The organism is Pseudarthrobacter enclensis, from assembly GCF_001457025.1.
Classification (GTDB): Bacteria; Actinomycetota; Actinomycetes; order Actinomycetales; family Micrococcaceae; genus Arthrobacter; species Arthrobacter enclensis.
The window spans coordinates 1-24,915 of the sequence record NZ_KQ758610.1 but is presented as its reverse complement, the minus strand read 5'-3'; the positions used below and the strand labels follow the sequence as shown (position 1 = coordinate 24,915).

At 68.2% G+C, this 24,915-nt stretch carries 25 protein-coding genes, 1 pseudogene and 3 riboswitches; of the genes and pseudogenes, 10 read left to right on the top strand and 16 right to left on the bottom strand.

What is annotated here, in order from left to right; all coding sequences use genetic code 11:
• The 3 genes and pseudogenes from AS031_RS19140 to AS031_RS19130 all read left to right on the top strand — a co-directional run.
• Positions 1–334 (top strand): annotated as a pseudogene (locus AS031_RS19140) (DUF3618 domain-containing protein); the annotation flags it as partial.
• A 117-nt stretch (positions 335–451) separates the two neighbouring features.
• Positions 452–1,657 carry a YihY/virulence factor BrkB family protein gene (locus AS031_RS19135; protein ID WP_058269757.1) on the top strand — a complete coding sequence of 402 codons (1,206 nt, stop codon included), beginning with the start codon at positions 452–454 and terminating at the stop codon, positions 1,655–1,657.
• Positions 1,658–1,989: 332 nt separating this feature from the next.
• On the top strand, positions 1,990–2,247 hold the full coding sequence (locus tag AS031_RS19130; protein WP_058269756.1) for a hypothetical protein: 258 nt from the start codon (positions 1,990–1,992) through the stop codon (positions 2,245–2,247).
• Positions 2,248–2,356: 109 nt separating this feature from the next.
• Here AS031_RS19130 and AS031_RS19125 read toward each other — a convergent pair whose 3' ends face one another.
• From AS031_RS19125 to AS031_RS19100, 6 genes are all read right to left on the bottom strand, one after another.
• Positions 2,357–3,115 (bottom strand): glycosyltransferase family 2 protein, encoded by a 759-nt coding sequence (locus tag AS031_RS19125; protein ID WP_058269755.1) that lies wholly within the window; start codon positions 3,113–3,115, stop codon positions 2,357–2,359.
• The gene (locus AS031_RS19120) at positions 3,112–4,515 is read right to left on the bottom strand and encodes a bifunctional PIG-L family deacetylase/class I SAM-dependent methyltransferase (protein WP_058269754.1); all 1,404 of its coding nucleotides are present in this window, start codon (positions 4,513–4,515) and stop codon (positions 3,112–3,114) included. Before AS031_RS19120 ends, AS031_RS19125 begins: the two co-directional genes overlap by 4 nt.
• The gene (locus AS031_RS19115) at positions 4,509–5,540 is read right to left on the bottom strand and encodes an acyl-CoA dehydrogenase family protein (protein WP_058269761.1); all 1,032 of its coding nucleotides are present in this window, start codon (positions 5,538–5,540) and stop codon (positions 4,509–4,511) included. Before AS031_RS19115 ends, AS031_RS19120 begins: the two co-directional genes overlap by 7 nt.
• Positions 5,541–5,621: 81 nt before the next feature.
• Positions 5,622–6,101: a Dps family protein gene (locus tag AS031_RS19110; RefSeq protein ID WP_058269753.1), complete on the bottom strand. Its 480-nt coding sequence runs from the start codon at positions 6,099–6,101 to the stop codon at positions 5,622–5,624.
• Between the two features lie 93 nt (positions 6,102–6,194).
• A complete protein-coding gene (locus AS031_RS19105; RefSeq protein ID WP_058269752.1) occupies positions 6,195–6,872 on the bottom strand; it encodes an O-methyltransferase in 678 nt (225 codons plus the stop codon).
• Between the two features lie 140 nt (positions 6,873–7,012).
• The gene (locus AS031_RS19100) at positions 7,013–7,336 is read right to left on the bottom strand and encodes a thiamine-binding protein (protein WP_058269751.1); all 324 of its coding nucleotides are present in this window, start codon (positions 7,334–7,336) and stop codon (positions 7,013–7,015) included.
• 119 nt (positions 7,337–7,455) lie between these two features.
• Between AS031_RS19100 and AS031_RS19095 the strand changes: the two genes are divergently transcribed.
• On the top strand, positions 7,456–8,100 hold the full coding sequence (locus tag AS031_RS19095) for a TetR/AcrR family transcriptional regulator (RefSeq protein WP_058269750.1): 645 nt from the start codon (positions 7,456–7,458) through the stop codon (positions 8,098–8,100).
• A 208-nt stretch (positions 8,101–8,308) separates the two neighbouring features.
• Positions 8,309–8,533 (top strand): hypothetical protein, encoded by a 225-nt coding sequence (locus AS031_RS19090; protein ID WP_058269749.1) that lies wholly within the window; start codon positions 8,309–8,311, stop codon positions 8,531–8,533.
• 44 nt (positions 8,534–8,577) lie between these two features.
• On the opposite strand, the gene AS031_RS19085 is transcribed toward AS031_RS19090, so the two are convergent.
• The 7 genes from AS031_RS19085 to AS031_RS19055 all read right to left on the bottom strand — a co-directional run bounded on the left by AS031_RS19085 (position 8,578) and on the right by AS031_RS19055 (position 13,119).
• Positions 8,578–8,871 (bottom strand): hypothetical protein, encoded by a 294-nt coding sequence (locus tag AS031_RS19085; RefSeq protein ID WP_058269748.1) that lies wholly within the window; start codon positions 8,869–8,871, stop codon positions 8,578–8,580.
• Positions 8,872–8,908: 37 nt separating this feature from the next.
• Entirely contained in the window at positions 8,909–9,166 is a 258-nt protein-coding gene (locus tag AS031_RS19080) for a hypothetical protein (protein ID WP_058269747.1), read from the bottom strand.
• 94 nt (positions 9,167–9,260) lie between these two features.
• Positions 9,261–9,572 (bottom strand): AzlD domain-containing protein, encoded by a 312-nt coding sequence (locus tag AS031_RS19075; protein WP_058269746.1) that lies wholly within the window; start codon positions 9,570–9,572, stop codon positions 9,261–9,263.
• Positions 9,569–10,309 carry an AzlC family ABC transporter permease gene (locus AS031_RS19070; protein WP_176716577.1) on the bottom strand — a complete coding sequence of 247 codons (741 nt, stop codon included), beginning with the start codon at positions 10,307–10,309 and terminating at the stop codon, positions 9,569–9,571. The genes AS031_RS19075 and AS031_RS19070 overlap by 4 nt, the downstream gene beginning before the upstream one ends.
• The gene (locus tag AS031_RS19065) at positions 10,306–10,773 is read right to left on the bottom strand and encodes a DoxX family protein (protein ID WP_058269745.1); all 468 of its coding nucleotides are present in this window, start codon (positions 10,771–10,773) and stop codon (positions 10,306–10,308) included. Before AS031_RS19065 ends, AS031_RS19070 begins: the two co-directional genes overlap by 4 nt.
• A gap of 55 nt (positions 10,774–10,828) precedes the next feature.
• Complete coding sequence (locus AS031_RS19060) at positions 10,829–12,169, bottom strand: CoA transferase (protein WP_058269744.1); 1,341 nt, start codon at positions 12,167–12,169, stop codon at positions 10,829–10,831.
• A gap of 5 nt (positions 12,170–12,174) precedes the next feature.
• Complete coding sequence (locus AS031_RS19055) at positions 12,175–13,119, bottom strand: glycerophosphodiester phosphodiesterase (protein ID WP_082642065.1); 945 nt, start codon at positions 13,117–13,119, stop codon at positions 12,175–12,177.
• Positions 13,120–13,168: 49 nt separating this feature from the next.
• On the opposite strand from AS031_RS19055, the gene AS031_RS19050 reads away from it, so the two are divergent.
• Positions 13,169–14,515: a DUF445 domain-containing protein gene (locus tag AS031_RS19050; protein WP_058269743.1), complete on the top strand. Its 1,347-nt coding sequence runs from the start codon at positions 13,169–13,171 to the stop codon at positions 14,513–14,515.
• Positions 14,516–14,533: 18 nt separating this feature from the next.
• Here AS031_RS19050 and AS031_RS19045 read toward each other — a convergent pair whose 3' ends face one another.
• From AS031_RS19045 to cycA, 3 genes are all read right to left on the bottom strand, one after another.
• On the bottom strand, positions 14,534–15,283 hold the full coding sequence (locus tag AS031_RS19045) for a LamB/YcsF family protein (RefSeq protein ID WP_058269742.1): 750 nt from the start codon (positions 15,281–15,283) through the stop codon (positions 14,534–14,536).
• Positions 15,267–16,076: a hypothetical protein gene (locus tag AS031_RS19040; RefSeq protein WP_058269758.1), complete on the bottom strand. Its 810-nt coding sequence runs from the start codon at positions 16,074–16,076 to the stop codon at positions 15,267–15,269. Before AS031_RS19040 ends, AS031_RS19045 begins: the two co-directional genes overlap by 17 nt.
• 214 nt (positions 16,077–16,290) lie before the next feature.
• Positions 16,291–17,838: a D-serine/D-alanine/glycine transporter gene (gene cycA / locus AS031_RS19035; RefSeq protein ID WP_058269741.1), complete on the bottom strand. Its 1,548-nt coding sequence runs from the start codon at positions 17,836–17,838 to the stop codon at positions 16,291–16,293.
• A gap of 49 nt (positions 17,839–17,887) precedes the next feature.
• Positions 17,888–17,982, bottom strand: a riboswitch (glycine riboswitch).
• Positions 17,983–18,081: riboswitch (glycine riboswitch) on the bottom strand.
• A 253-nt stretch (positions 18,082–18,334) separates the two neighbouring features.
• Positions 18,335–18,434: riboswitch (glycine riboswitch) on the top strand.
• 156 nt (positions 18,435–18,590) lie between these two features.
• Here cycA and gcvP point away from each other — a divergent pair.
• The 4 genes from gcvP to glyA all read left to right on the top strand — a co-directional run bounded on the left by gcvP (position 18,591) and on the right by glyA (position 24,618).
• Positions 18,591–21,443, top strand: coding sequence for an aminomethyl-transferring glycine dehydrogenase (gene gcvP / locus AS031_RS19030; RefSeq protein ID WP_058269740.1), 2,853 nt, complete (start codon positions 18,591–18,593; stop codon positions 21,441–21,443).
• Positions 21,444–21,454: 11 nt separating this feature from the next.
• Positions 21,455–22,588, top strand: a complete 1,134-nt coding sequence (gcvT, locus tag AS031_RS19025) for a glycine cleavage system aminomethyltransferase GcvT (protein WP_058269739.1) — start codon at positions 21,455–21,457, stop codon at positions 22,586–22,588.
• 315 nt (positions 22,589–22,903) lie between these two features.
• On the top strand, positions 22,904–23,287 hold the full coding sequence (gcvH, locus tag AS031_RS19020; RefSeq protein WP_058269738.1) for a glycine cleavage system protein GcvH: 384 nt from the start codon (positions 22,904–22,906) through the stop codon (positions 23,285–23,287).
• Positions 23,284–24,618, top strand: coding sequence for a serine hydroxymethyltransferase (gene glyA, locus AS031_RS19015; protein WP_058269737.1), 1,335 nt, complete (start codon positions 23,284–23,286; stop codon positions 24,616–24,618). The genes gcvH and glyA overlap by 4 nt, the downstream gene beginning before the upstream one ends.
• Positions 24,619–24,915 lie beyond the last annotated feature (297 nt).

The following is a 24,915-nucleotide window of genomic DNA, read 5'->3' as shown; positions in this document are numbered from 1 at the left end:
CCAGGTCAAAGCCAAAACCGCCGGCAACCCCCTGGCCGCAGGCCTGATCGCCTTCGGCGCCGGGATGCTGATCTCCTCCCTGATCCCGGCCAGCGACAAAGAACGCGAAGCCGCCGACCAACTCAAAACCGCAGCCCAACCCCTCGCCACCCAAGTCACCGACGCCGCCAAAACCGTCGTCGAAGACCTCAAAGAACCCGCCCAACAGGCCATGGACAACGTCAAAGCCACCGCCACCGACGCCGCCGAACACGTCAAAACCGAAGGCCAACACGCCGCCACCGACGTCAAAGACCGCGCCACCGACGCCAAAGACACCATCCAAAACACCTAGGCTGCAGCGCGGCTACAGCACGCCCCTGGCAAGGCAACTGCATCACCTGACAGGCCGGCTCCGCCCACCCGCGGTGCCGGCCTGTCCCGTTCAGCCCCCGACCGAGAGGACGCCCCCATGGCCACTCACGACGCATCCGAGACCAGCACGGCCAAGGCCGGGCAAGCACCGGATCCAAACGACCCCAGGAAGCCTGACAGCCCCAAAGAGCTGGACAAGCCGAACTGGAAATACATCGCCAAGAAGACGCTGCGGGAGTTCAGCAAGGACCAGTGTCCCGATCTTGCCGCCGCACTGACGTACTACGCAGTACTTTCGCTCTTCCCGGCCATCCTGGCCCTGGTGTCCCTGATTGGCCTGTTCGGGGATCCCCAGAAGACCACCGACGCCCTCCTGGAGATTGTGCGTGGCTTCGCCCCCGCGGAGACCGTGAACACGGTCAGCGGCACCGTCAGCGAGTTGGCCAGCGCACCCGCCGCAGGTTTTACCCTGGTCATCGGCCTGGCAACAGCCCTGTGGTCGGCTTCCGGCTATGTGGGCGCCTTTGGCAGGGCCATGAACCGCGTCTACGAGGTGGATGAAGGCCGGGCCTTCGTCAAACTCCGCGGCACCATGCTGGCGGTCACGCTGCTCGCCATCGTCATCATCGCCATCCTTGCCGGCATGCTGGTCCTCAGCGGCCCCGTGGCTGAGGCCGTCGGCGGCCTGATCGGGCTGAGCGGCGCCTTCCTCATGGTGTGGAACATCGCCAAATGGCCGGTGATGGTGGCCCTCATCATCGTCATCATCGCCGTGCTCTACTACGCGACGCCCAACGTGAAACAGCCAAAATTCAAGTGGATGAGCATGGGCTCCGGCATCGCCCTGGTGGTCTTCCTGCTGGCGTCGCTCGGCTTCGGCTTCTACGTGGGCAACTTTGGCAATTACAACAAGACCTACGGAGCCCTGGGCGGCGTCATCGTCATGCTTCTGTGGCTCTGGATCCTTAACATGTCGCTGCTCTTTGGCGCCGAGTTCGACGCCGAAACAGAACGCGGCCGCCAGCTCCAGGCCGGCATCAAGGCCGAAGAGACCATCCAGCTGCCGCCCCGGGACACCAAGAAGAGCGAGAAGCTGCAGGCCCAGCACGAGGAGGACGTCCAGCACGGCCGGGAACTCCGGGAACAATATGCGGCGCAGAACGGCGAGGGCAACTCGCCGGAGGGTGCCGGGCAGGACAAGCGCAGTACCGAACCGCACCGCGAGAGGGTCAAGGACAAGGTGCAGGAGCGGGCCGCCCACGGCCACAGCGACACGGACAACCCGGAAAACCACAGGCACTAGGCAGGACCCGGAAAGAGGAGGAAAATTAGCAGCAGGTCCTGACAAGTTTCCCGGGTGGCTGAAGCCCCGGGGCTAAGCGGGGCCGGCGGTGAGATGGCCTCTTCTGAGACCGAGGCCAGTCCCCCCAGTCGCCGTCGGCCCCCTGGACGTTGCGCCCGCGCAGGCATTTCCGCCCTTGCGGCTTCCCTGCGCATGAACGCGGCCAGGGCAGGCACGCCTGACTGGACAAAGCGATCAGCGCTGCAATACCTTCTTATTTACTCTGCCGGCCAATCCCCGGCGGAGCCGCTGAAGCAGATCCGGCGGCATCACGGTCAACATAATGAGCGGACATGCCTGCTAACCATTTCGAAGATTTTCTTGCCGAAGCAGTTGTCCCGGACAAGGAGCCCGGGCTCGGGCTCGGACGCGACGAGCTCTACGGCCTGTACACCAGCTGGTGCCTGATCCACAAGGCCCAGCTTCAGCCGCCTGACGCGTTGTGGGAAGCCCTCCATGCCCAGGGAATCAACCCTGACAGCAACAACTTGTCCATGACAGGTCCAGCGGCAGCCGACTACATCGTGGCCAGCGCACCCGACCTGGTCTGACCCTCTCATCCTTCCGGACCCGTCAACAGTCTCCGGAGAGCTGACAGGCATCGGCAGCAGGGCCGCCGCCACACGCGGCGGCCCTGCTGTTTTCATGACCGGGCTGCGTTCACGCCTGGACGTTCCCGCCGGAGCTTCCCAGGGCGAGGGCCAGGAGGTAGCCCGCAAACCCCCGCGGAGCCCGCGCCTCCAGCCTTCCCGAGGTGACCACCCGGTTGGTATCCGTGGCGGAGATAACGGCACCGGAACTCCTCAGGGCTTTGACCAAGGAACGGTCCTCCCCCGACTCGGCGGCCGGAAATCCGCCTGCCGCCAGGTAGGCCGAGGCCCGGACGCCGAGGTTGGCACCATGGATATGCGGGTGGTGCTCCCTCAGGTGGTGCCGGGCATGCCAGGCGCGGACCAGCCCCGCATCCATGCCGTTGCGGTCCGGTTCCACGGATCCCAGCACTGCATCGCTTCCGGCGTCGGCAAGCTCCACCTGGCGGGTGAGCCAGTGCGGCGGGACGCGGGAGTCTGCATCGGTGTTCGCGATCCAGGCCTGCGTGTCCGGAACGTCCCGGGCGGCGGCCCCGGCCAGCACGGCCCGGATGCCTTCCCGCCGGGTGCCTCCGACGTTCCGGAAGTCCACGTCCTGCACGGCGAACCTGGCGTCGGCCGCCGCGAAGGTGCGTGCGATGGTCCCCGACCGGTCGGTGCAGGCATCCAGGACCACCACGACGCGGACGCTGACCCCGGGACGGGCTGCGTTGAGGGTATCGACGGCGGTGCGCACGGCGGTGAGGGCGGCCGCCAGATGCCGCTCTTCGTTGTGGGCCGGAATGACCACGCCAACGTGCCGGATGCCATGCTCCGCCGGGACCGTCATGCCGTCCCCGGCTCCGCAGCAGGGAGGACTTCAGGGGCAACCAGGGCTTCGAGGATGAAGTCCCGCTCCCGGTACAGGCCTGCCGGCTGCCAGCCCAGCCGCTCCCTGGCCCGGGCATGGACTGTCTCGCCGTCGAGTTCCCAGCCGTCCACCGGGTGCCGCCAGTGGCAGAGCAGCAGTGTCCCGCCGGGCCGGAGGGTGGCCTCCACCCGGTCCCACAGCGCGGCAAGCTCATCCCCGGGCAGGTAGTACCCCACCTCGGAGAGCACCACCAGGTCGAAGGTGCCGTCCGGCCAGGAGCCGGGGACCACCATCCTGTCCACGTGTACGTGCCCGAGGTGTCCCAGCCGTTGCCCTGCCCGGTCCACGGCAACACCGCTGGCGTCCAGGGCCAGCAGGCTGCCGCACCGTGCGGCGAGTTCCGCCGTCAGCATCCCGATCGAACAGCCCACTTCCAGTCCTGCAGGGTAGGACTCCCGGGGCAGCACGGCAAGCGTGAGGGAGCGCTTGCGTTGTTCGTACCAGCTGGAGGCGTAATCCCATGGGTCCTCTGCGCGCCGGTGCACGGCGTCGAAGATCTGCTCCGCCTCGCCGCTGCGGTGCGGCCGGTCCCCTGCTGTCCGGGGCGGCGTCCAGGCAAACATCTCGTAGCCCCGAGCGAAGTGGTACAGGAAGTCTTCGCTGAGCAGCGTCTCATCCCCCGGGGCGGGGGACAACGGCCGGACCTGGCTGCCGTGCGCAGCCATCGCCCGGTCCTTGGCCTGCCGGGCGGCCGGGCCGAGATGCAGTTTGACCCAGTCGCGCCACCCGGGGTGGTCCGGGCCGGCCCAGTGCCAGTACCAGATGGGGTACTCCAGCAGCCCGTGGCCGTCGCTGGCGGCGACGCCCGCCGCCACCGCACCCAGGGCGTCATGGTCGGCGTGCCCGTCGGCCCGGTAGGGCGCCACCAGGACCAGCCGGCGCGGACCTTCCGGCGATGCTGCCAGGCGCTCGGCCGCCTCGCGCACCGCACCGGCGATGGCCTCGGCGTGCAGGCCGAGGCCGCGGTCCGGCAGGCCGAGGAACCGCCACCGGCCTTCCAGGCCCAAGGCGGCCAGTCCGTGCCCGAACTCCTCGAGCCGGATTGCGGCGAGGCGCCCGGGCGTGTGGCTGGGTGATTCCGGATGGGAGCCCTCCCCGGCCGTGCAGAGCAGCACCTCGACGGCGGCTCCGAGGCCGCTGAGCGTGGCCGCCAGCCCGCCGGCGCCCAGTGTTTCGTCGTCTGGGTGGGCGGCCAGGATCACAAAGCCCATCCTGGCCAGTTCGTTGCCATCCAGCGGAAGGTCCGGCGCGGAGGACAGCCCGGCTGCGGCCCAGGCTGATTCAGCCGTTCCCCGGTCGGTGTGCGAGAACGTCACCACGGGCAGTCGCCCTTCAGCGCCAGCAAGCCCAGCTGGGCGTCATCGCGGTGTCCATGATGCTGCCTGACGTAGAGGGCCAGGTCTGCAACGCGTTTGGCGTACTTTTCGTCGAAGGCCAGCGGTCCCGGGCCACGATTTGCCGTCACCAGCTGCAGGACGCGTTCGACGGCGGCAGCAACGGTTCCGCGCACGCGCTGGGCTTCGCTCCAGGCGCTGTTGCCTGCGGTGAAGGATGCCCCGGCGTCAATCTGTCCGGCGGTCCGGCCGAGGTACTGGAGGGCCGAGGAGAGGAGGCGGTCCACCTCGCCCAGCGCTGCGAGCGCCAGCTGGTCGGGCTGGCGTCCGCCGTCCGCTCCCTCCCGCAGGCCCTGCCGGTAGTCGCGGGCCACACCCACGGCTCCGCCGAGCCAGCAGGCGGCGACGCCCATGCCGCCCCACGCAAAGCCGGGACGGCTGTGGTACCAGCCGGTGCCGCCTACCGGTATTGCGGGCACCTGCTCAAAGTGCACTGTCCCGCTGGGGATTTCCCGCAGGCCGCGCGCCACCCACGCCGGCTCTTCGGCGGTAACCCCGGCGTGGTGGAGGTCGACGGCGAAAGCTGCCCTGCCGCCGTCGTCCGTGTGCGCGGTGATGACGGCGTGGTCCAGCCGGCCCGCCAGGGAACACCACGGCTTTGACCCCTGCAGCACGTAGCGGGTCCCTGCATGTGCTGCTTCAAGCCTCATGCCAGGACCTTCGGCGGCGAAGACCCCCCAGGAACCGTCACGGTCCGCGTCCACGGATGCCTGGTTCAGGATGGCCAGGGCGTCGAAGTGCGGCTCGAAGACCCGGGCTGCGGCCACGTCGGCTGCGGCCACCGAGGCCAGAAGCTCCCAGAGGATGGCTGTGCGGCCTTCTCCCGGGAGGGGCCAGGTGTGGCCGGCCCGTACGGCCAGTCCCAGCAGTTCCGGGATGTCGCCGGCGGCGGCTTCCACGGCGGCCGGCTGCGGAGCCCACTGCGCCAGCTGGTCGGCGGTGGAGTCCATCAGGACGGGTTCGGCCGGAGTCCCCGCGGCCGTCGGGTTCAGCGTGCCGGGCCCGTTCCCCGGTTTTCGTTCCGCCGCCAACTACTTGGCGGCCGGCTCGGTCACGGCTGCGGTGGGCGCCATGGTTTCGGCATTGACCATCCAGGCCAGCTGTTCCAGCCGTTCGATGACCGCGTGCAGCAGGTCCGCGCTGGTGGGGTCTTCGTCGTCCACCTCGTCGTGGACATCGCGCATGGTCTTGACGGTCCGTTCCAGCCGGGCGGTGATGAGTTTGACGGTGTCCTTGGTGGAGGTGAGGCCCTCCGGGAACCCGTCCAGGCGGGTGTCCGCGGTGACGGTGCTGCTCCGCCCGTCCGGCAGTGCGTGGAGGGCCCGCATGCGCTCGGCAACGTCATCGGCGAAGAGGCGTGCGGCCGTGACGATTTCATCCAGTTGCAGGTGGAGGTCGCGGAAGTTGGTGCCCACGAGGTTCCAGTGGGCCTGCTTTCCCTGCAGGTGCAGCTCGATCAGGTCCGTCAGGACCAACTGCAGGTTGCTGGCAAGGGTGGGTGATGCCTTCATCGTTTTCCTCCGTTGCGGCCTGCCCGGCTGCCCGCCAGCCGGACTCTTATTCTCAGCATACTTAGCAATTCGGTGTGCGGCATGCAGGACGGTTCAGGTGATGCGGGCCAAGGCAAAACCGTCCCAGCCTTTGGAGCCGACGGTCTGGATGACGGTGGCGTCCAGGCGCGGGTGTTCGCCCAGCAGCGTAAGCGCCTCGATGATGCCTGGAGCGTTCACCGGATCCATGTCCGGGTTAAGGACAGCACCTTCCCAGATGGTGTTGTCCAGGACCACCGTGGCGCCGCGCCGGCCAAGCCGCACGGCCCAGTCCAGGTACCGGCTGTTGTTCTCCTTGTCCGCGTCGATGAAGATGAAGTCGAAGGGCTCACGGCCCTCCTCCTCTAGCGCGGCGAGGGTGTCCAGTGCCGGTCCCAGCCGGATTTCAACCTTCTCGCCCAGGCCGGCATTGTCGATGTTGGCCCAGGCCACCTCGGCGTGCTTGGGCAGGAATTCGCAGGTGACCAGGGTCCCGCTGGGCGGTAGGCCGCGCCCCATCCAGATGGTGCTGAAGCCTGCCAGCGTGCCGATCTCGAGGATCCGCCGGGCACCTGTCAACTGGACCAGGAGCATCAGGAGCTTGCCGGCGTTCGGCGCCACCTCGATGGCAGGCATGCCCGCATCCGCCGCCGAACGGATGGCCTGTTCAAGAGCAGGATCCGGATGGACCACGGTCCGGGTCAGGAACTCTTCGGTGGCGGTCCATTCCGGCCGGGGCTTGTGCTCGAACATGGCCACAGTCTGGCACGCGGCTCCGGGCTGGTCCAGACGTTCAGGACGTCCCGGACGGGGCTCGTGCCGTGACGTCGGCAGGCCTGTGCGGCGGCTCCCAACGGGCCCCGGCAGCTGGGCACAACAAGCGCAGGAGCCGGTCAGGAACCGTCCGCGAGGGCTCCTTCGAGCCGGTCCACCTTCGCCGTGAGTTCACCGGTGTAGCCGGGCCGGATGTCCGCCTTGATCACCAGGGACACCCGGCTGCCGAACTGGCCCACCGCTTCGGTGGCGCGCTTGACCACGTCGAAGACCTCATCCCACTCACCCTCGATGGTGGTGAACATCGAATCCGTCCTGTTGGGCAGGCCGGACTCACGGACGATTTTGACGGCGGCGGCGACGGCGTCGTGGACCGAGGCGTCACCGGGGCGGGGACCTTCAGCGGGAGTACCGGACGGGGCAACGGAAAAGGCAAGCAGCATGGGCCCAGTCTGCCATGCAGGGCGGGCCGGAAAACGGGGCCGGGAGGGGCGGCCGTCACAATCGGCCCCTACCCCGCAGTAACGGTGAAGGCTTAAAGCTCCGTTGCTAACCTTTTCGCATGAGTCTCGCAGTCGCCCGCAAGCCCCTCCGCGCCGACGCCGCGCGGAACGTGGACAAGATCATTACCGCGGCGCGCCACTGCTTCCGGGAGTTCGGTCCGGAGGTTCCACTGCAGACCATCGCCACGACGGCGGGGGTTGGCCCCGCCACGCTTTTCCGGAACTTCGCGGACAAGGAAGAACTGGTCCTGGCGGCCCTGAACCGGCAGCTGCGCATCTCGGTGGATCCCGTGGTTGACGGCGCACTGGCGGACATCGACGCCGCTGCCGGGCTGTTCCGGGTCCTGGAAGCCCTGATGGATGCCGCCAGCGCCGACGCCAACCTGCTCGGCGCTGTGGCAGGCAGGCGCGAACTCCTCACCGGCATCACCGGAACGCTGATGGAATCCGTCAGCGTCCTGCTGGCACGCGGCCAGGGGCAGGGCAGCCTGCGGCAGGACATCTCCATGACGGACATGTTCCGGCTCCTGGCCATGCTGATCTCCGTGGTGGACACCATGGAGCCGGGATCCGACGCCTGGCGTCGGCCCCTGGCGCTGGTGGAAGACGCCATCAGGTCCACCCGCCCCGCCCGCCCGCTGCCGGCCCATGTCCCGGTGCCTGCGCCCGCCGGGGCGGCCCAGCAGCCGGACGCCCTGCGCTGATCCTGGCCGCCGGGGCGGCCCGCCTGTGGCGCGGATTCAGCGTCACAGGAGCCTGGCGTTGCGCCGCCCGTTGCCGGCGTCCTGTTGTGGGGGCAACAGCAGGTGCCATAAACTTCTAGGAGGTTACGCAGTCAGCCTCCCGTTCCTTTGGGCTGGAGCACCCCATGCATCATTTCAGGCGTATCCGGCGCGCATCTGCCGCCGCGCAATGAAAAACCCCAAGCTATTCCTCTACCTGGATGATCCGCGCGAACCGGACGAAGTCCTGGCCTTGCTGAGCGCGGAAGACCTTGCCGACCTGCTGGACATCCTGTTCCAGGACCTGGACACCGCAGAGCCGGAGTTCGGCTCGCAGGCGTGGTATGACCTTGCTGTCGAGGAAAGTTGCCGCAGGGCAGCTTCCCCGGACGGCGCCGCCCACGGAGTGGCCTAGTTCCTTCACAGAGGTGCAGCCGTTGCCGCCTCGTCAGCACGCTCCTACTGCCGGGGCCCGCCCGTCCCGCCCTCTCCGTTGGGGACGTGCTTCCGGGCCTTAAGCAGATGCTGCCGGAGCTTCTCCTCGGCATCCCTCCGGCGCCGGGCCGTGTCCCTCATCTCCCTGGTGGACTCCGGGCCGCCGGGATCCAGGTAGTGGCGGCGCGTCCGGTTCGTCCCGCCGTCGGGCGTCACGGGAATGGCGGCAGCGCCACCTGCGGCCGCGCCATCGTGGCCGCCTGTGACTGCACTGCCGTTCCCGTCGACGGGAGTGCGGGATGTTGGCTGGTCGCTCATGGTTTCCTCTTTCCGGCGCTTCGCGCAGGCGCCAGCCCTAACCGGAAGCAGTATCGGCGCGGCGGCGCAGTTCGCGTCCCACGGCGGCATGGAGCGCCTGGACAGGAGAGCCGGGGTCAAGCTCGAGGCCGCTCCGCAGGCTGGAGGCGAGCAGTTCCAGGTCCGCTGCGGGGACGTCGGACAGCCCGGAGAAATGGGTGACGAAGTGTTTTGCCGGCACACCGGCGCGGCGGCGGACCTTCTTGCGCTGGGGCCGGCCGGCTCTTTCGCCGGCGGCGTGAAGCTGATTTTCCATGGTGGCCGTTCACACGCGAATCCAACGGCCAACTGCATAGCCGAGTTCATAGTACCGCCGGCAGGCCCGCAATCCCGTGACGCAGATCACGTTTTCAGTTCCAGCCTGCCATCCTCAGCAGGGCCGCAGTACCTGCGCCCACAATGACCACCAGGAGGAACGGGGCCCGCAGGGCAAGGGCAACGGCCGCGGCGGCCAGGGCACCCAGCCGTGCGTCAGCGGCCAATGACTGCCCGGACGCGGCGGCGTTGACCACGGTGAGGGACGCGAGGAGGCCGATGGTCATGGTCCCCGCAATCCGGGACATCCGGGGGTTTTCCAGGAACCGGGCGGGGACGAAGTACCCCACGATCTTCCAGCCGTAGGCCAGGAGGCAGGCGAGCAGGAGCCAGAACCAAAGGTTCATGAGCCAGCCTCCCTGCTGCCCTGGCCGTGGTGTCCCGCGTAGGGTTCCACGTCGGGTTCGAGCCCCTCGTCGCTGCGGCCGTGGCTGAACCAGCCGATCACGGCGGCCACCAGCGCGGCCACCAGGATGGGTACTCCGGCAGGGACCAGCGGCACGGCGATGACGGTGGCCACGGCGCATGCGACCGCGATGGCAACAGGCTCCCGGCCCTTGAGCCGCGGCCACAGCAGTGCAAGGAACGCGGCCACGGCGGCGCCGTCGAGCCCCCACTGCCGGGGGTCGCCCAGGCCGCTTCCGGCAAGTGCACCCACGGCCGTGAAGAAGTTCCACAGCACATAGATGCCGATGCCCGCCGCCCAGAAGCCCCTGCGCTGCTCGCCGGGATCGGACTGGCCCGTACTGGTGGCAGTGGATTCGTCGATGGTCAGTTGCGCGCCGACGTACTTGCGCCACCCTTCCGGCCGCAGCAGGGCGTTCAGCTGCATGCCGTAGATGCCGTTGCGCATGCCCAGCAGGGTGGCGGCGCTCATGGCGGCAATTCCGGACCCCCCACCTCCCACCACCCCGATGAAGGCAAACTGGGAGCCGCCGCTGAACAGCAGGAGGCTCAGCGCCATGGTCTGCCAGAAGTCGAGCCCCGAGGTGACTGACAGTGCACCGAAGGACACACCGTAGAGACCGGTGGCGATGCTGATGGAGATGCCCACCCGAACCGCCGGTGATGCCGTCAGTTTCACCGCTGGCTCCCCGGACCGGCGGCACGCAGGCTCCAGGCCCAGGCGATCAGGGGGGCCTGCAGGGGCAGGCGCGCTGCGTGGATCCTCCGCTGCCGGGGTGTCCCCTCCGGGCCAAAGGCGTGCCGCAGCGCATCGATGTGGCCGGCAAGGAAAGCGGTGAACAGGACCGACAGGGCGGTGGCGGTGGTCCTGCGGGTTGCCGGAAATAGGATCCCGACGGCGGCCGCGGCTTCGAGCAGACCGGAGACGGCAATCCATTCCTCGCGGGAGAAGACGGCATATGCCCGGTTGGCGGGTGCGGCAGCGTCGCCGGCGGCGGCATCCTGCCGGCAGAGCCAGTCGGGAACCACCTGGCGGTAGAAGCCGGGGCTTCGGAAGTGCTTGCCGGCGCTGGCAAGGAGCAGGGCGCTCATGGCAGCAGCGGACAGGTTTCGTGCGGCCCGGCCGGAGCTGGGGAAAGGCATGGCTCCACTCAACCACAGCCGGTGCGGGCGGAAGAAACGCGGCAGCGGCCGTTGATCAGTCCGGGACGGGCGGCCAGGCAGGGTGCTCTGCCCACGCCGGGGCGGAGCTGCCGTAGGGCGGAGGCGGCCCGGGATAATCCAGCGGCTCCCCGTCCACCAGGAGGGGCGGCCGTACGTAGCGCAGGTCCCCGAAGGAACTGGGCATGGTGCGGTATTCCGGAGCCGGCAGTTCCTGCGGCGGCTGCGCGGTGTGCGGAAGGGAGAACAGCTCTTCCGCCGTGCGTGCCAGCGACAACCGGGCGGTACCGCCGCGTCCCTCCGCGCGCCGCCGGGCGAGCAGCGTCACGGCGGCAGCCGCCACTCCGTACCCGGTGGCATGGTCCAGTGCCTGGACCGGGAGGGCGCCGGGCCGCCACCCGCCGTCGCCGTCGGCTGTCCGGTACAGGTGGGCGATGCCGGCCGCGGCCTGGACTATGCTGTCGAATCCCCGCAGCCGGTTCCACGGGCCCGCGCTCCCCCAACTGGTCAGCGTGACCACTGCCAGTTCCGGCCGGGCCGACAGCAGCGTCGCGGCGTCGAGGCCGAAACGGTCCAGTGCGCCGCTGCGGTATCCGGTGACCACCACGTCGGCACCGGCTACGAGCCTGTCCACTTCCGCCCGCGCCCCGGGCCGGGCAAGGTCGGCGACAGCGCTGCGCTTTCCGAAAGCGGTGTCCACGAACTGGTCGGTGAGCTCCGGGATGGCCGGCGGATCGATCCGGAGCACGTCCGCACCGAGGGCCGCCAGCAGCCGGGTGGCCACCGGACCTGCGATGACCCTGGTCAGGTCCAGGACCCTCAGTCCGGCGAGCGGGCGGCGCGGGTCCCCGGATGCCGGCGCCACCGCCGGCAGGGGTCCGCCGCCGTCGGCGGGGTCCAGGAGCAGCCACGGTCCGGCAGCCGCTGCAGCCCCCATCTCCGACGCCTCCCACTCGGCCCGCGTCCGGACGGCCGCGGCGATCCCTCCGGCGGACTGGATCACCGCCTCGGCTTCCAGGGACGGCATGCCGCGCAGTGCGGCGTCAACGCCCTCCGGCGTGGTGGTTTCCAAAGCGTTCAGCAGCCGCTGCTCATGGTGCGGGTAGTTGGCGTGGAGCCGAATCCAGCCGTCCCGGGTGCGCCGGAAACCGGACAGCGGCGCGAAACCCTGCACCGCGCGCCCTGCGATCCTTAGGTGCCCGGACGAATCGAAGGCGGCCGCTGTCAGTTCCGGGCTTGCCGTATACCTTCCCGGGGGCCCCGTGTATCGGTCCAGTGCGGCAGCGGCTGAACCTACGGCGTGCAAGGCCAGGCCTTCCACGTCCAGCGCTCCGCCCCACCAGTGGCGGAGCATGCCCTGCGTCCCGGAGCCTGCCATGGCTGCTACCTTCCCTGCGGTGAGGCCTCGTGCAGCTGCGCCAGCACCCGGGCCGGGACGTTGCTGGTGACCTCCTGGATCCCCAGCTCCCGGCACAGGTCCACGTCCTCCTCCGAGTCCACTGTCCACACACGGAAGCGGCGTCCGGCCTCCAGCCATCGCCGGATGGTCTCCGGCCGCTCGCGCACGTACTCAATGCCCGGCCCCGCAAGTCCCACCAGTCCGGCGTCCAGGATCCGCTCGCCTTCCAGCTGGGTGGCCTTCATCAGGTTGGCCACGGCGTTGCCCGTGATCAGTCCCAGGCCCAGGCCGCCGCGGATCTCGTGGATGGTGAGGTCATCCACGAGCTGGCAGATATATTGCGGCGGCACGGAGTGCAGGAGGTGCCGCACCGAGTCCGGGCTGAAGCTCATGAAAGTGACCGCCACGTTGTCCACCGTGGAGCTGCCGGGATCCCACCCCTCAGCCCGGAGCACCTCCAGCACACGGTCCTCGAGCTTGAGCTGGTAGGGGCTGGGATGCTTGAGCTCGATGGCCAGCTTCACCGGCCGGCCCGCTCCGCGGAGGACGTCCAGGAGCTCCGGAAGGGTGAGGAGCTGCTCGGACCGGGCACCGTAGATCTCCGGGATGCGGGCACCTTTCCAGGAGGAGAAGTCCAGCTGCCGCAGCTCGCGCAGCGTCCGGTCCCCCACCGGCCCGGTGCCGTCGGAGGTGCGGTCCAGGTTGGCATCATGCAGCAGGACGACGTGCTGGTCCCGGGTGAGGTGGACATCGCATTCGACGCCGTCTGCCCCGTCCGCGAGCGCCTGCAGGTAGGCGGCGCGGGTGTGCTCGGCGAACGCGGCGCTCGAGCCACGGTGGGCGAAGACCAGGGGACGCTGCGGCGCCGGCCCGTCAAGTGGCCACCCGGGAATTGCCGGTCCGCGAGGTGTCGGCTCGTCAAGTGTCATGGGGACACGGTAGCCGACCCGGCCGCGGATGCGGGGCTAGGCTTGGCACATGCAGGTGAACTCTGAGCCAACGGCCCCGGAATCCCCTACCCGCTCCGCGCCCGCGGTGCCCGGCGGGGCGAAGCCGCAGGCCGCCGTCGGCCGGACCCTCAGCGGAGGAGACGCGGAAAAGGCGGCTGCACTGCGGAAGATGAAACTGCTGGCACTGGGGCTGCTCATCGCCATGGCCGTGATCTTCATCGTGGCGTTCGCCCTGCAGGAGGACTACCCCTGGCTGCAGTACGTGCGTGCCGCTGCGGAGGGCGGCATGGTGGGCGCCCTGGCGGACTGGTTCGCGGTCACCGCCCTGTTCAAATACCCCATGGGCATCAAAATCCCGCACACCGCCATCATTCCGCGCCGGAAGGACCAGATCGGCGCCTCGCTGGGCGAGTTCGTGGAAACCAACTTCCTGTCCGAACAGGTGGTCCAGGACAAGCTGGCCAGCGTCAACATTGCCCGCCGCGCCGGTGAACGGCTGGCAGCACCCGCAGGCGCGGACCGGGTAGCCAAGGAGGGCGCAGCGGTCATCCGGGGCGCCTTCAAGGTCCTGAACGACGACGACGTCCAGGCAGTCATCGAGGGAATGGTCCGCAAGCACCTGCTCACCCCGCCCTGGGGGCCGCCGGTGGGAAGGATCGCCGAGCGGATCTTCCACGACGGCCACCACCACACCCTGGTGGACCTGCTGGTTGACCGGGCTGCCGACTGGGTGGACGACAACCACGAAACGGTGTCCCGCCTGGTGTCCGACCGGTCCCCCACCTGGGTACCGCAGTTCGTGGATGGCCTGGTGGGCGACAAGGTGTACGTGGAGATCCTCAAGTTTGTCCGTGCGGTCCAGGCGGACCCCCGCCACCAGGTGCGGCAGCAGATCGACAAATACCTGAATGACCTGGCCCAGGACCTGCAGCACGACCCCGCCATGATCGCGCGGGCCGAGGACATCAAGGCCCAGGTGCTGGGCGACCCCGAGGTCAGGGAACTCGCCTCACGCACCTGGGGTACCGTCAAGAACGCCCTGCTGGGTGCGGTGGACGATCCGGACAGCGAGCTCACCGTCAAGTTCAAGGCCGCGGTCCGCGATTTCGGCTCCCGGCTGGTCAACGACCCCGAACTTGCGGGCAAGGTCAACGCCTGGATCGGGGACGCCGCCGGCTACCTGGTGAAGACGTACCGGTCCGACATCGCAGGCGTCATCACTGACACCGTGGCCCGCTGGGACGCAGAGGAAACATCGCAGAAGATCGAACTGCAGGTGGGCAAGGACCTCCAGTTCATCCGGATCAACGGCACCGTGGTGGGATCACTGGCGGGCCTGCTGATCTTCACGGTGGCACACCTGATTTTCGGCTGAGCCGTTCAGGCGAACGCCTCAGGCGAAGGGCTCGAGGGTGACGCCGGCAGCCTCCAACCCGGCGCGGACCCGGGTGGCCATCTCCACCGCTCCCGGGGTGTCTCCGTGGATGCAGAGCGAGTCTGGCCGGACCTGGACCAGCGTGCCGTCGGCGGCCACCACTTCGCCTTTCGTGGCCAGCCGGACGGCCCGCTCAACGATGGAATCGACGTCGTGCAGCACGGAGCCTTCCACGGAGCGCGGCACCAGCGTGCCGTCGGCCTGGTAGGCGCGGTCAACGAAGGCCTCCACGAAGACCGGATGGCCTGCTTCCTGCGCCTGCTTCAGCAGCTCCGAGCCCGGCAGGCCGAGGATGGGCAGGCCCGGGTCGTAGGCGTTGACGGCCGCCACCACGGCCGATGCCTGCCCGGCGTCGTGGACCAGCCGGTTGTACAGGGCCCCGTGCGGTTTGACGTAGTCCACCGAGGCACCCACGGCGTGGGCGACGCCGTCGAGCGCGCCGAGCTGGTACAGCACGTCACCGAACAGTTCGTCGAAGCTGGTGTCCAGGGACCTCCGGCCGAACCCGGCCAGGTCCCGGTAGCCAACGTGGGCCCCGACCGTCACGTCCAGCTCGTACGCCGCCCGGCAGCTGTCCAGCATGGTGACGGGGTCGCCCGCATGGAAGCCACAGGCCACGTTGGCGCTGGTGACGAGCTGGAACATGCGGGGGTCGTCCCCCATGGTCCAGGAGCCGAATGATTCGCCGAGGTCAGCGTTGAGATCCAAGGGTGTTGCCTTCCAGCTGGTTGTCCGGTCCCCCGGCGGCCCTGAGCTCGCCGGGAAGGGTGTCCGGCATGGGTCCAAACGCTTCCTTGGCGTTGGCCACCACCGCGCGGCCCATCACGAGGTTACCGGCTCCACCCACCACCGCGCCGATCCCGAACGGGAGGGCCCGGCCAAACAGTGCGGTGCCCTGGCGTTTGAGCAGGTTCTTGAGGAAGGCTTTCTGGATCCTGTTGCGGATGCTGCTGAAGCCCGGCATGGGCAGCGACTTGGACAGGACGTTGCCCCAGTGCTTCGTGGCGCCCACGCCGCCGCCCGCCGCAGCCTGTCCGCTGAGCGTGCCCAGCAGGGCGGTGCCTTCTTCTCCCAGCATGATGGCCATGACCATGGTGCTGGCCTTTTCCGGGTTGGTGAGCCGGATGCCGTGGAGCTCGGCGAGGGAGGTGGCGTACAGGGCGGTTGCCTCCAGGAATCCCACGGTTGCGGCGGCGGACAGTCCCAGCGAAGCCACCGTGCCGACGCCGGGGACGACGGCGGTGGCGCCCACCACGGCTCCGCCGCCGGTGACGGCGCGGAGGTAGTTGCGCTCAAGGATGTCGGCCAGCTGGGCCGCGGTGGCCTTTGGGTGTTTCCGCTGCAGCCGGCGGATATACGCGAGCACCAGGGGCCGCTGGATTTCGACGGCTTTCAGGAGCATGTTGTGCACTCCTGGCTTGGGCTTGCCGTCCGCGTCGAACAGCGCGTTATGGGCGGATTCCTGGGCGATCCGTACTGCGGGGTTGCTGCGCTTAGCCATGGTCACCTTCATTCACATCGACCTGCAGCGGTTCTGCTGCCGTGCTTTTCCATCCTATGTGGAGAAACAGTAAGCATGCTGAACTTTCTGCGCCCTGCAGGCTAATGCGGCTGACAGCACTGCGGCAGGACCCGTGATGGGCCCTGCCGCAGTGCTGTCAGTCAGAATCTTGTTGGCCAGTCAGCGCCGTCAAGGCACCCCGGCGCGGACAAGCCTAGGAGTGCGTGCCGGGGGAAACTTCCTCCTGCTCCGCGGCGCTGCGGTCCTGCCCCGTTCCGCGAACGGCGGCGGCTTCATCAGCGCGCAGCTCCGCCCGGAAGACCTCGAAGCGTGCCAGGTGGGCCGGACGGCGGCGCAGCACAGCCCAGGCGACGCCGAGGATGAGGAACCAGATGGGGGTCACCAGCAGGGCCGCCAGGGTGTCCGGCTGCGTGGTCAGCGCCCAGAGGACGAACGCGAAGAAGGCGTAGACCACCCATACCGCGGCGATGCCGCCGGGCATCTTGAACTTCGACGCGTCGTGCAGGTGCGGACGGCGCCGGCGGAAGGCGATGTAGCTGGCCAGGATGATGGACCACACAAAGACGAAGCAGACGGCGGAGACGGTGGTCACCATCTCGAATGCCTTGCCCACGTCCTGGCCGGCGTACATGAGGACGACGCCGGACAGCAGCAGGACGCAGGACAGGAACAGGGCGTTGCTGGGCACCTTCTTGGCGGACAGCCGGCTGAAGACCGCCGGGGCGTCGCCTTCCTGGGCCAGGCCGAAGACCATCCGCGAGGTGGAGTAGATGCCGGAGTTGGCGGAGGACATGGCGGAGGTGAGGACCACCAGGTTGACCACGGTGGCCGCGGCGCCGAGGCCTGCCAGGGAGAACATCCCGATGAAGGGGCTGTGTCCGGCGGCGAACTGGGTCCACGGGGTGACAGCCATCAGGATGATCAGGGCGCCGACGTAGAAGAGCAGCACGCGCACGGGAATGGCGTTGATGGCCTTGGGCAGGGTCTTCTCCGGGTTCTTGGCCTCAGCCGCGGTGGTGCCCACCAGTTCGATGCCCACGAAGGCGAAGACGGCGATCTGGAAGCCGGCCACGAAGCCCATAAATTCGTTGGGGAAGAAGCCGCCGTGGCTCCAGAGGTTGGTGAAGCTTGCTGTGCCGGCGTCGCTCTGGAAGCCGGTGAAGATCATGAACAGGCCCACGATGATCAGTGCGGCGATGGCGATGATCTTGATCAGGGCGAACCAGAACTCCGTCTCGCCGAAGGCCTTCACTGTGGCGAGGTTGAGCAGGAGCAGGATGGCCACCGTGGCAAGCCCGGGGATCCAGAGCGGCACGCCCGGCCAGAGTTCCTTGGAGTAGCCGGCGATGGCGATAACGTCCGCAATGCCGGTGATCACCCAGCAGAACCAGTACGTCCAGCCGGTAAAGAACCCGGCCCAGGGACCCAGGAGGTCGGCGGCGAAGTCGCTGAAGGACTTGTAGTTCAGGTTGCTCAGCAGCAGTTCGCCCATGGCACGCATGACGAAGAAGAGCATGAACCCGATGATCATGTACACGAAGATCACGGAGGGGCCGGCCGCGGAAATGGTCTTGCCGGAGCCCATGAAGAGGCCGGTGCCAATGGCGCCGCCAATGGCAATGAGCTGGATGTGCCGGTTGGTGAGTTGCCGCTCGAGGTGTGGGGGCTCGCTGCGGGCAGCCGTTCCGGCCGCCCCGTTCTGCGGTGGCTCGCCGTTGGAAGCGTGGGGATGAATCGCCATGAGGAACTCCATCGATAAAGCGGCAAATGGGTGCCGCAAAAGTTGGGTTCCTCCCCGCTCTGTAGTGGACCTGAGAGTTTCCGCGGCAGGGCCGCTTGCACCGTCGGTGAGCCAGGAACGAGCCTGGCTGCTTTCCAGAGTTGCCTGTCCGCGGCGGTACATGGGCCTGAGAGTTTCCTGGGGAGGGTTTGCTCCTACGGCGCCTGCTAAATGTACCCGGCAGGACTCTCCCGCCGCAGGTCGAAGGCGATCTTCAATTAGTGGTTGTGTCCAGCCGCCGCACCTTGCCGGGGCAACGCTGGCCCGGGCTGCTCCGAATACGCAGAGCCAGCCGGGACGGTGCCGAACACCGACCCAGTGTGGTGCGGATCACGAAAAAAAGTCAACCTCGGTTGCCTGCACGTCCATTGGGGGCGGTTCTGTGACGTGCCGATTTGTTTTTGCTTCAACCAACCTGTACTGTGTGAGCCGAATCACCCACAGTTGAATAGCCTTTCGAGCTGTGACGGGAGAGACCTCCCGGCATCCACCGGGCAGGCGCCGTAGGAGCAAATCCTCCCCAGGAATCTCTCAGGCCCACGTACCGTCACGGCGAGGCAACTCTGGAAAGCAACCGGAATTCATCCGGTTCACCGACGGTGCAAGCGGCCCCTGCCACCAGCAGGAAACGCGGAATCTCTCAGGTCCAATACAGAGCGGGGAGGAACCCATCCACGCCGCGCCGACCCGGCCGGCCAGACCCGGAGTTCCTCATGACGATTCAGTCCCTTCCAACCACGTTTGTTGACCGCCACATTGGCGCGCGCCGCCAGGCGGACGTTGACGCCATGCTCAAGGCCGTGGGCTACGACAGCGTCGATGGCCTCGTTGAGGTGGCCGTCCCGGCCTCCATCCGGCAGGAAACGGCACTCAAGCTCTCCGACGCACTGAGCGAAGTGGAAGTCCTCGCCGAACTGCGCCGCCTGGCCGGCAGGAACAAGACCGCCGTGCAGATGATCGGCCAGGGCTACTACGACACCGTCACCCCGGCCGTGATCCGCCGCAACATCCTCGAAGCGCCCGCCTGGTACACGGCCTACACCCCCTACCAGCCTGAAATCTCCCAGGGCCGGCTCGAGGCGCTGCTGAACTTCCAGACCATGGTGCAGGACCTCACCGCCCTGCCCGTGGCCAACGCCTCGCTCCTCGACGAAGCTACGGCCGTGGCCGAAGCCGTGCTGCTGATGCGCCGTGCCAACAAGAATAAGGACGCCAAAGACGGCAGGACGGTCCTCGACGCCGACCTCCTTCCCCAGACAATCGCCATCGTGCTGGGCCGCGCCGAAGCACTCGGCTTCGAGGTGGAAGTTGCCGACCTCTCAACAGGGCTGCCTGAAGGAGCCATCAATGGCATCGTCCTGCAGCAGCCTGGCGTGTCCGGACACGTCTGGGACCAGTCCGGGGTGATTGCCGGGGCCAAGGAGCGAGGCGCCCTCGTTACCGTCGCCGCTGACCTGCTGGCACTGACCCTCATTACCCCTCCGGGCGAGCAGGGCGCGGACATCGCCGTCGGCTCCACCCAGCGGTTCGGTGTTCCGTTGTTCTTCGGCGGCCCGCACGCCGCGTATATGGCTGTCCAGAAGGGCATGGAACGCACCCTCCCGGGCAGGCTCGTCGGCGTCTCCAAGGACAACGCCGGGGTTCCCGCGTACCGCCTTGCCCTGCAGACCCGCGAGCAGCACATCCGCCGTGAGAAGGCCACCTCCAACATCTGCACCGCCCAGGCGCTGCTGGCCATCGTGTCCTCGTTCTACGCCGTCTACCACGGCCCGGACGGGCTGAAGGCCATCGCGGAGGGCGTCCACCACAAGGCCCGGACCCTGGCCACCGCCCTGACGGCCATGGGCCGCGAACTGGTCACCGACTCCTTCTTCGACACCCTTACCGTCCGCGTTCCGGGCAAGGCCGCCAAGGTCATCAGCGCCGCGGAAGCCCGCGGCATCAACCTGCGCTTCGTCGACGCGGACACCGTGGGGGTCTCCATCGATGAGACGACGACGGCGGAAACGCTGTCCGCCGTCGCCGTCGCCTTTGGTGCCGGCCCGGTGGGCGACGCGGCAGGCTTCGAACTGCCCGAAGACGTGCTGCGCACGTCCGGATACCTGGAGCACCCGGTGTTCAACACGCACCGGTCCGAAACCCAGCTGCTGCGCTACATCCGCAAGCTCTCCGACCGGGACCTGGCGCTGGACCGCACCATGATCCCTCTGGGTTCGTGCACCATGAAACTGAACGCCACGGCCGAGATGGAAGCCATTTCCTGGCCGGAGTTCGCCTCCATCCACCCGTTCGCCCCGGATTCCCAGACCGAGGGCTGGCGTGAACTGATCGCCGGGCTGGAAGCGGACCTGACCGAGATCACCGGGTACGACCAGGTGTCGATCCAGCCCAACGCCGGGTCCCAGGGCGAACTCGCCGGCCTGCTGGCGATCCGCGGCTACCACCACTCCCGCGGCGACGAGCAGCGCAATGTCTGCCTGATCCCTGCCTCGGCGCACGGCACCAACGCCGCCTCCGCGGTCCTGGCCGGCATGAAGGTCGTGGTCGTGGCCACCGCCGCTGACGGCACCATCGACCATGAGGACCTGTACGCCAAGATCGAGGCGAACAAGGACGTCCTGTCCTGCATCATGATCACCTACCCCTCCACCCACGGCGTCTACGACGGCGACGTCCGGGACGTTTGCGACGCCGTGCACGCCGCGGGCGGCCAGGTGTACGTGGACGGTGCGAACCTCAACGCCCTCGTCGGGTTGGCGCAGCCGGGCAAGTTCGGCGGCGACGTGTCCCACCTGAACCTGCACAAGACCTTCTGCATCCCGCACGGCGGCGGCGGCCCCGGCGTCGGACCGGTGGCTGCCAAGGCACACCTGGCGCCGTTCATGCCCGGCGACGCGAACAAGGCCGCCCATGAAGAGGGCCACGGCGTAGCCATCTCGGCCTCGCGCTTCGGCTCCGCCGGCGTGCTGCCCATCTCCTGGGCGTACGTAAAGCTGATGGGCGGCGAGGGCCTCACCCAGGCCACCAAGTCCGCGCTGCTGGCTGCGAACTACGTCGCTGCACGCCTGAACGAGTTCTACCCGGTCCTCTACACCGGTGAAGGCGGGCTGGTGGCGCACGAGTGCATCCTGGACCTGCGCGAACTCACCGCCCGCACCGGGGTGACGGCTGAGGACGTGGCCAAGCGCCTGATCGACTTCGGCTTCCATGCCCCCACCCTGGCCTTCCCGGTGGCCGGGACCCTGATGGTGGAGCCCACCGAGTCCGAGGACCTGGCCGAGATCGACCGCTTCATCGAGGCCATGATCACCATCCACGCCGAGATCGAGCAGGTGGCTGCCGGGGACTTCTCCCTGGAGGCATCGCCGGTGCGCAACGCACCGCACACGGCCGCCGCCGTCGTCAGTTCCGGCTGGGACCGCGCCTACCCGCGCGAGCAGGCCGCCTTCCCGGTTCCGTCGCTGCGGCAGGACAAGTACTTCCCGCCGGTGGGCCGGATCGACGGCGCCGCCGGCGACCGCAACCTGGTGTGCTCCTGCCCGCCCCTCGAAGCATTCGAAAACTAAAAGGACTTCCCATGACTGAGAACTACACCGCCCTCTACGAGCAGCACAAAAAGGCCGGCGCCTCCTTCACGGACTTCGGCGGCTGGCAGATGCCCCTGAAGTACAGCTCCGAACTCGCCGAACACCACGCCGTCCGCAACGCCGCTGGCCTGTTCGACCTCTCCCACATGGGTGAGGTCTGGGTCAGCGGCCCCGACGCCGGTGCCTTCCTGGACTACGCCCTGGCCGGAAAGCTGTCCGCCATTGCCGTGGGCAAGGCCAAGTACTCGCTGATCTGCGACACGGACGGCGGCATCATCGACGACCTCATCACCTACCGCCGGGCGGACGACACGTTCCTGGTGGTGCCGAACGCGGGCAACGCGAAAGTGGTGGCCGAGGCCCTGCAGGAGCGCGCCGCGAAGTTCGACGTGAACGTAGAGGACGCCTCCGCCGACACCTCCCTCATCGCAGTCCAGGGCCCCGCCGCCGAGGCGATCCTGCTGGAACTGGTCCCCGCCGGCCAGCACTCCCTGGTGACGGAACTGAAGTACTACGCCGCCGTGGAAGTGGGCATCAGCTTCGGCGGAGCCATCCGGAACCTGCTGGTGGCCCGCACCGGGTACACCGGCGAGGACGGCTTCGAAATCTACGTCGGCAACCTGGAAGCTCCGGCCCTGTGGGAAGCGCTGCTCGCCGCCGGTGAAGGCGCAGGCCTCATCCCCGCCGGCCTCGCATGCCGCGACTCGCTCCGCCTGGAAGCCGGGATGCCGCTGTACGGCAACGAACTCTCCCGGCGCGTCAACGCGTACGCCGCCGGACTGGGTCCCGTCGTCGCCCTGTCCAAGGAAGGCGACTTCGTCGGCAAGGAAGCCCTGGCGGCCCTCAAGGCCGCAGGCGTCGGCTCCACCGTCGGGCAGAAGCTCGTAGGCCTCAAGGGAACCGGCCGCCGCGCAGCCCGCGGCCACTACCCCGTCCTCAAGGACGGCACCCTGATCGGCGAGGTGACCTCCGGACAGCCCAGCCCCACCCTCGGCTACCCTGTCGCACTGGCCTACGTCGACGTCGCGTTCGCCGAGGTTGGCACCGTGGTTGACGTCGACCTCCGCGGCAAGCCCGAACGCTTCGAAGTCGTGGCACTCCCCTTCTACAAGCGCCAAAAGTAGCCCGACTGCCTCGCCGTGGTCGCCTTTTGCCCGGCGGCACCGGCATCCTCCGCGGGCTCGGTCGCGAAGACGCCCGCTGGGCGGACGTGACGCTCCCTTAGACGCCCGCTTCCGGATGCCGGTCCCGCAGGGGCAAGGGTCGCTCACCGCTGACAACTCGACCTTTGGCGATTATCGACCAAGGTGACAGGGAAGGACGGGTGAGCGGATTCCGGAAGCGTGCGTCAGAGCGACGAAGGAGCAGCACGCGGAGGAATTCGGTCACCCGGCACCCAACCCAACCAGAAGCAAGTTTTCAAACGAACAGGAAAAATCATGAGCAAAGTTGTAGCTGAACTGAAGTACTCCGCCGAGCACGAGTGGGTTGCTGTTGATGGGTCGGGGCCGGTGAACATCGGGATTTCCGCTGTGGCCGCGGATGCCTTGGGCGACATTGTGTACGTGGACCTGCCCGAGGTCGGATCGACCGTGACCGCCGGCGAAACCTGCGGCGAGGTGGAATCCACCAAGTCCGTGTCCGACCTCTACGCCCCCGTTACCGGTGAGGTCACCGAAATCAACGACGGCGTGGTGTCCGACCCCGCCCTGATCAACAGCGACCCCTACGGCGCCGGCTGGCTCTTCAAGGTAGCCGTCACCGCGGAGGGTCCCCTCCTCAGCGCCGAAGAATACGCCGCAGCAAACGGCGGCGAACTGTGAGCGCCGCGGCCGCAGGCATCGGCACCGTCACCGCCTTTGAGCAGGTGGTCTCCCCCAGCCTGAACGCGGACCTGTCGGCGCTGGACCCCGAGATCGCAGCCAAGATCGACGACGAACTGGGCCGCCAGCGCGACGGCCTGGAAATGATCGCTTCCGAAAACCACACTGCCGCTGCAGTCATGCAGGCCCAAGGCTCGGTGCTGACCAACAAGTACGCCGAGGGCTACCCGGGCAAGCGCTACTACGGTGGCTGCGAACACGTGGACGTCATTGAGCAGCTCGCCATCGACCGCGTCAAAGCCCTCTTCGGCGCGGAGTACGCCAACGTCCAGCCGCACTCCGGCGCGCAGGCGAACGCTTCGGTGATGCACGCGCTGATCAAGCCCGGCGACACCATCATGGGCCTGAACCTGGCCCACGGCGGCCACCTGACCCACGGCATGCGGATCAACTTCTCCGGCAAGCTCTACAACGTGGTCCCCTACCAGGTCCGCGAAGACACCCACACCATCGACATGGGCGAGGTGGAGCGCCTGGCCCAAGAGCACAAGCCGCAGCTCATCGTGGCCGGCTGGTCCGCCTACGCCCGCCAGCTGGACTTCGCCGAGTTCCGCCGCATTGCCGATTCCGTGGGCGCGTACCTGATGGTTGACATGGCGCACTTCGCCGGCCTCGTGGCTGCCGGCCTGCACCCCTCCCCCGTGCCGCACGCCCACGTTGTCACGTCCACCACGCACAAAACCCTCGCCGGTCCGCGCGGCGGCATCATCCTGACCAACGACGCCGACGTCGCCAAGAAGATCAACTCCGCGGTGTTCCCGGGCCAGCAGGGCGGGCCGCTGGAGCACGTGATCGCAGGCAAGGCCGTGGCCTTCAAGATTGCAGCCTCGGAAGAATTCAAGGAACGCCAGGAACGCGTACTGGCCGGCTCCCGGATCCTCGCCGAACGCCTGGTCCAGCCGGACGTGGCAGCCAAGGGCATCTCCGTGGTGTCCGGCGGCACGGACGTGCACCTGGTCCTGGTGGATCTTCGCAACTGCGAACTCGACGGGCAGCAGGCCGAAGACCGGCTCGCCGCGATCGACATCACCGTCAACCGCAACGCCGTCCCGTTCGATCCGCGCCCGCCGATGGTCACCTCCGGCCTCCGGATCGGCACCCCCGCCCTCGCCACCCGCGGGTTCGGCGAGGACGCCTTCCGCGAGGTTGCGGACATCATCGCCGAGGCATTGATGGCCGACGCCGGCGCGGACCTTTCCGGCCTGCGTCACCGCGTCGAAACCCTCGCCGCAGCCCACCCGCTCTACCCAGGCGTCGCCCCGCTGTCCTGATCTCCGGTTGCTACCGGACCGGCGGACCGGACATTTTCACGCGTGCTGCGCCCCACCCTCCCCCTAGCCTCGCAAGCTCGGCCAGGGAACCCGGACGGCGTGGGCCCAGTTCGTCGCTTTGACGCACGCTTTCGAAAAGTCCGGCTCCGCTGACGCTCGGCCGTGTCGATCGCTTAGGTGGGCGGCCCCGGCGGCTGGGCGAATTCCGGAGGCGTGCGTCTAAGGGAGCGTCACGTCCGCTCAGCGGGCGTCTTCGCGACCGAGCACGCGGAGGAGTCCGGCCAGCCGCACCCAACC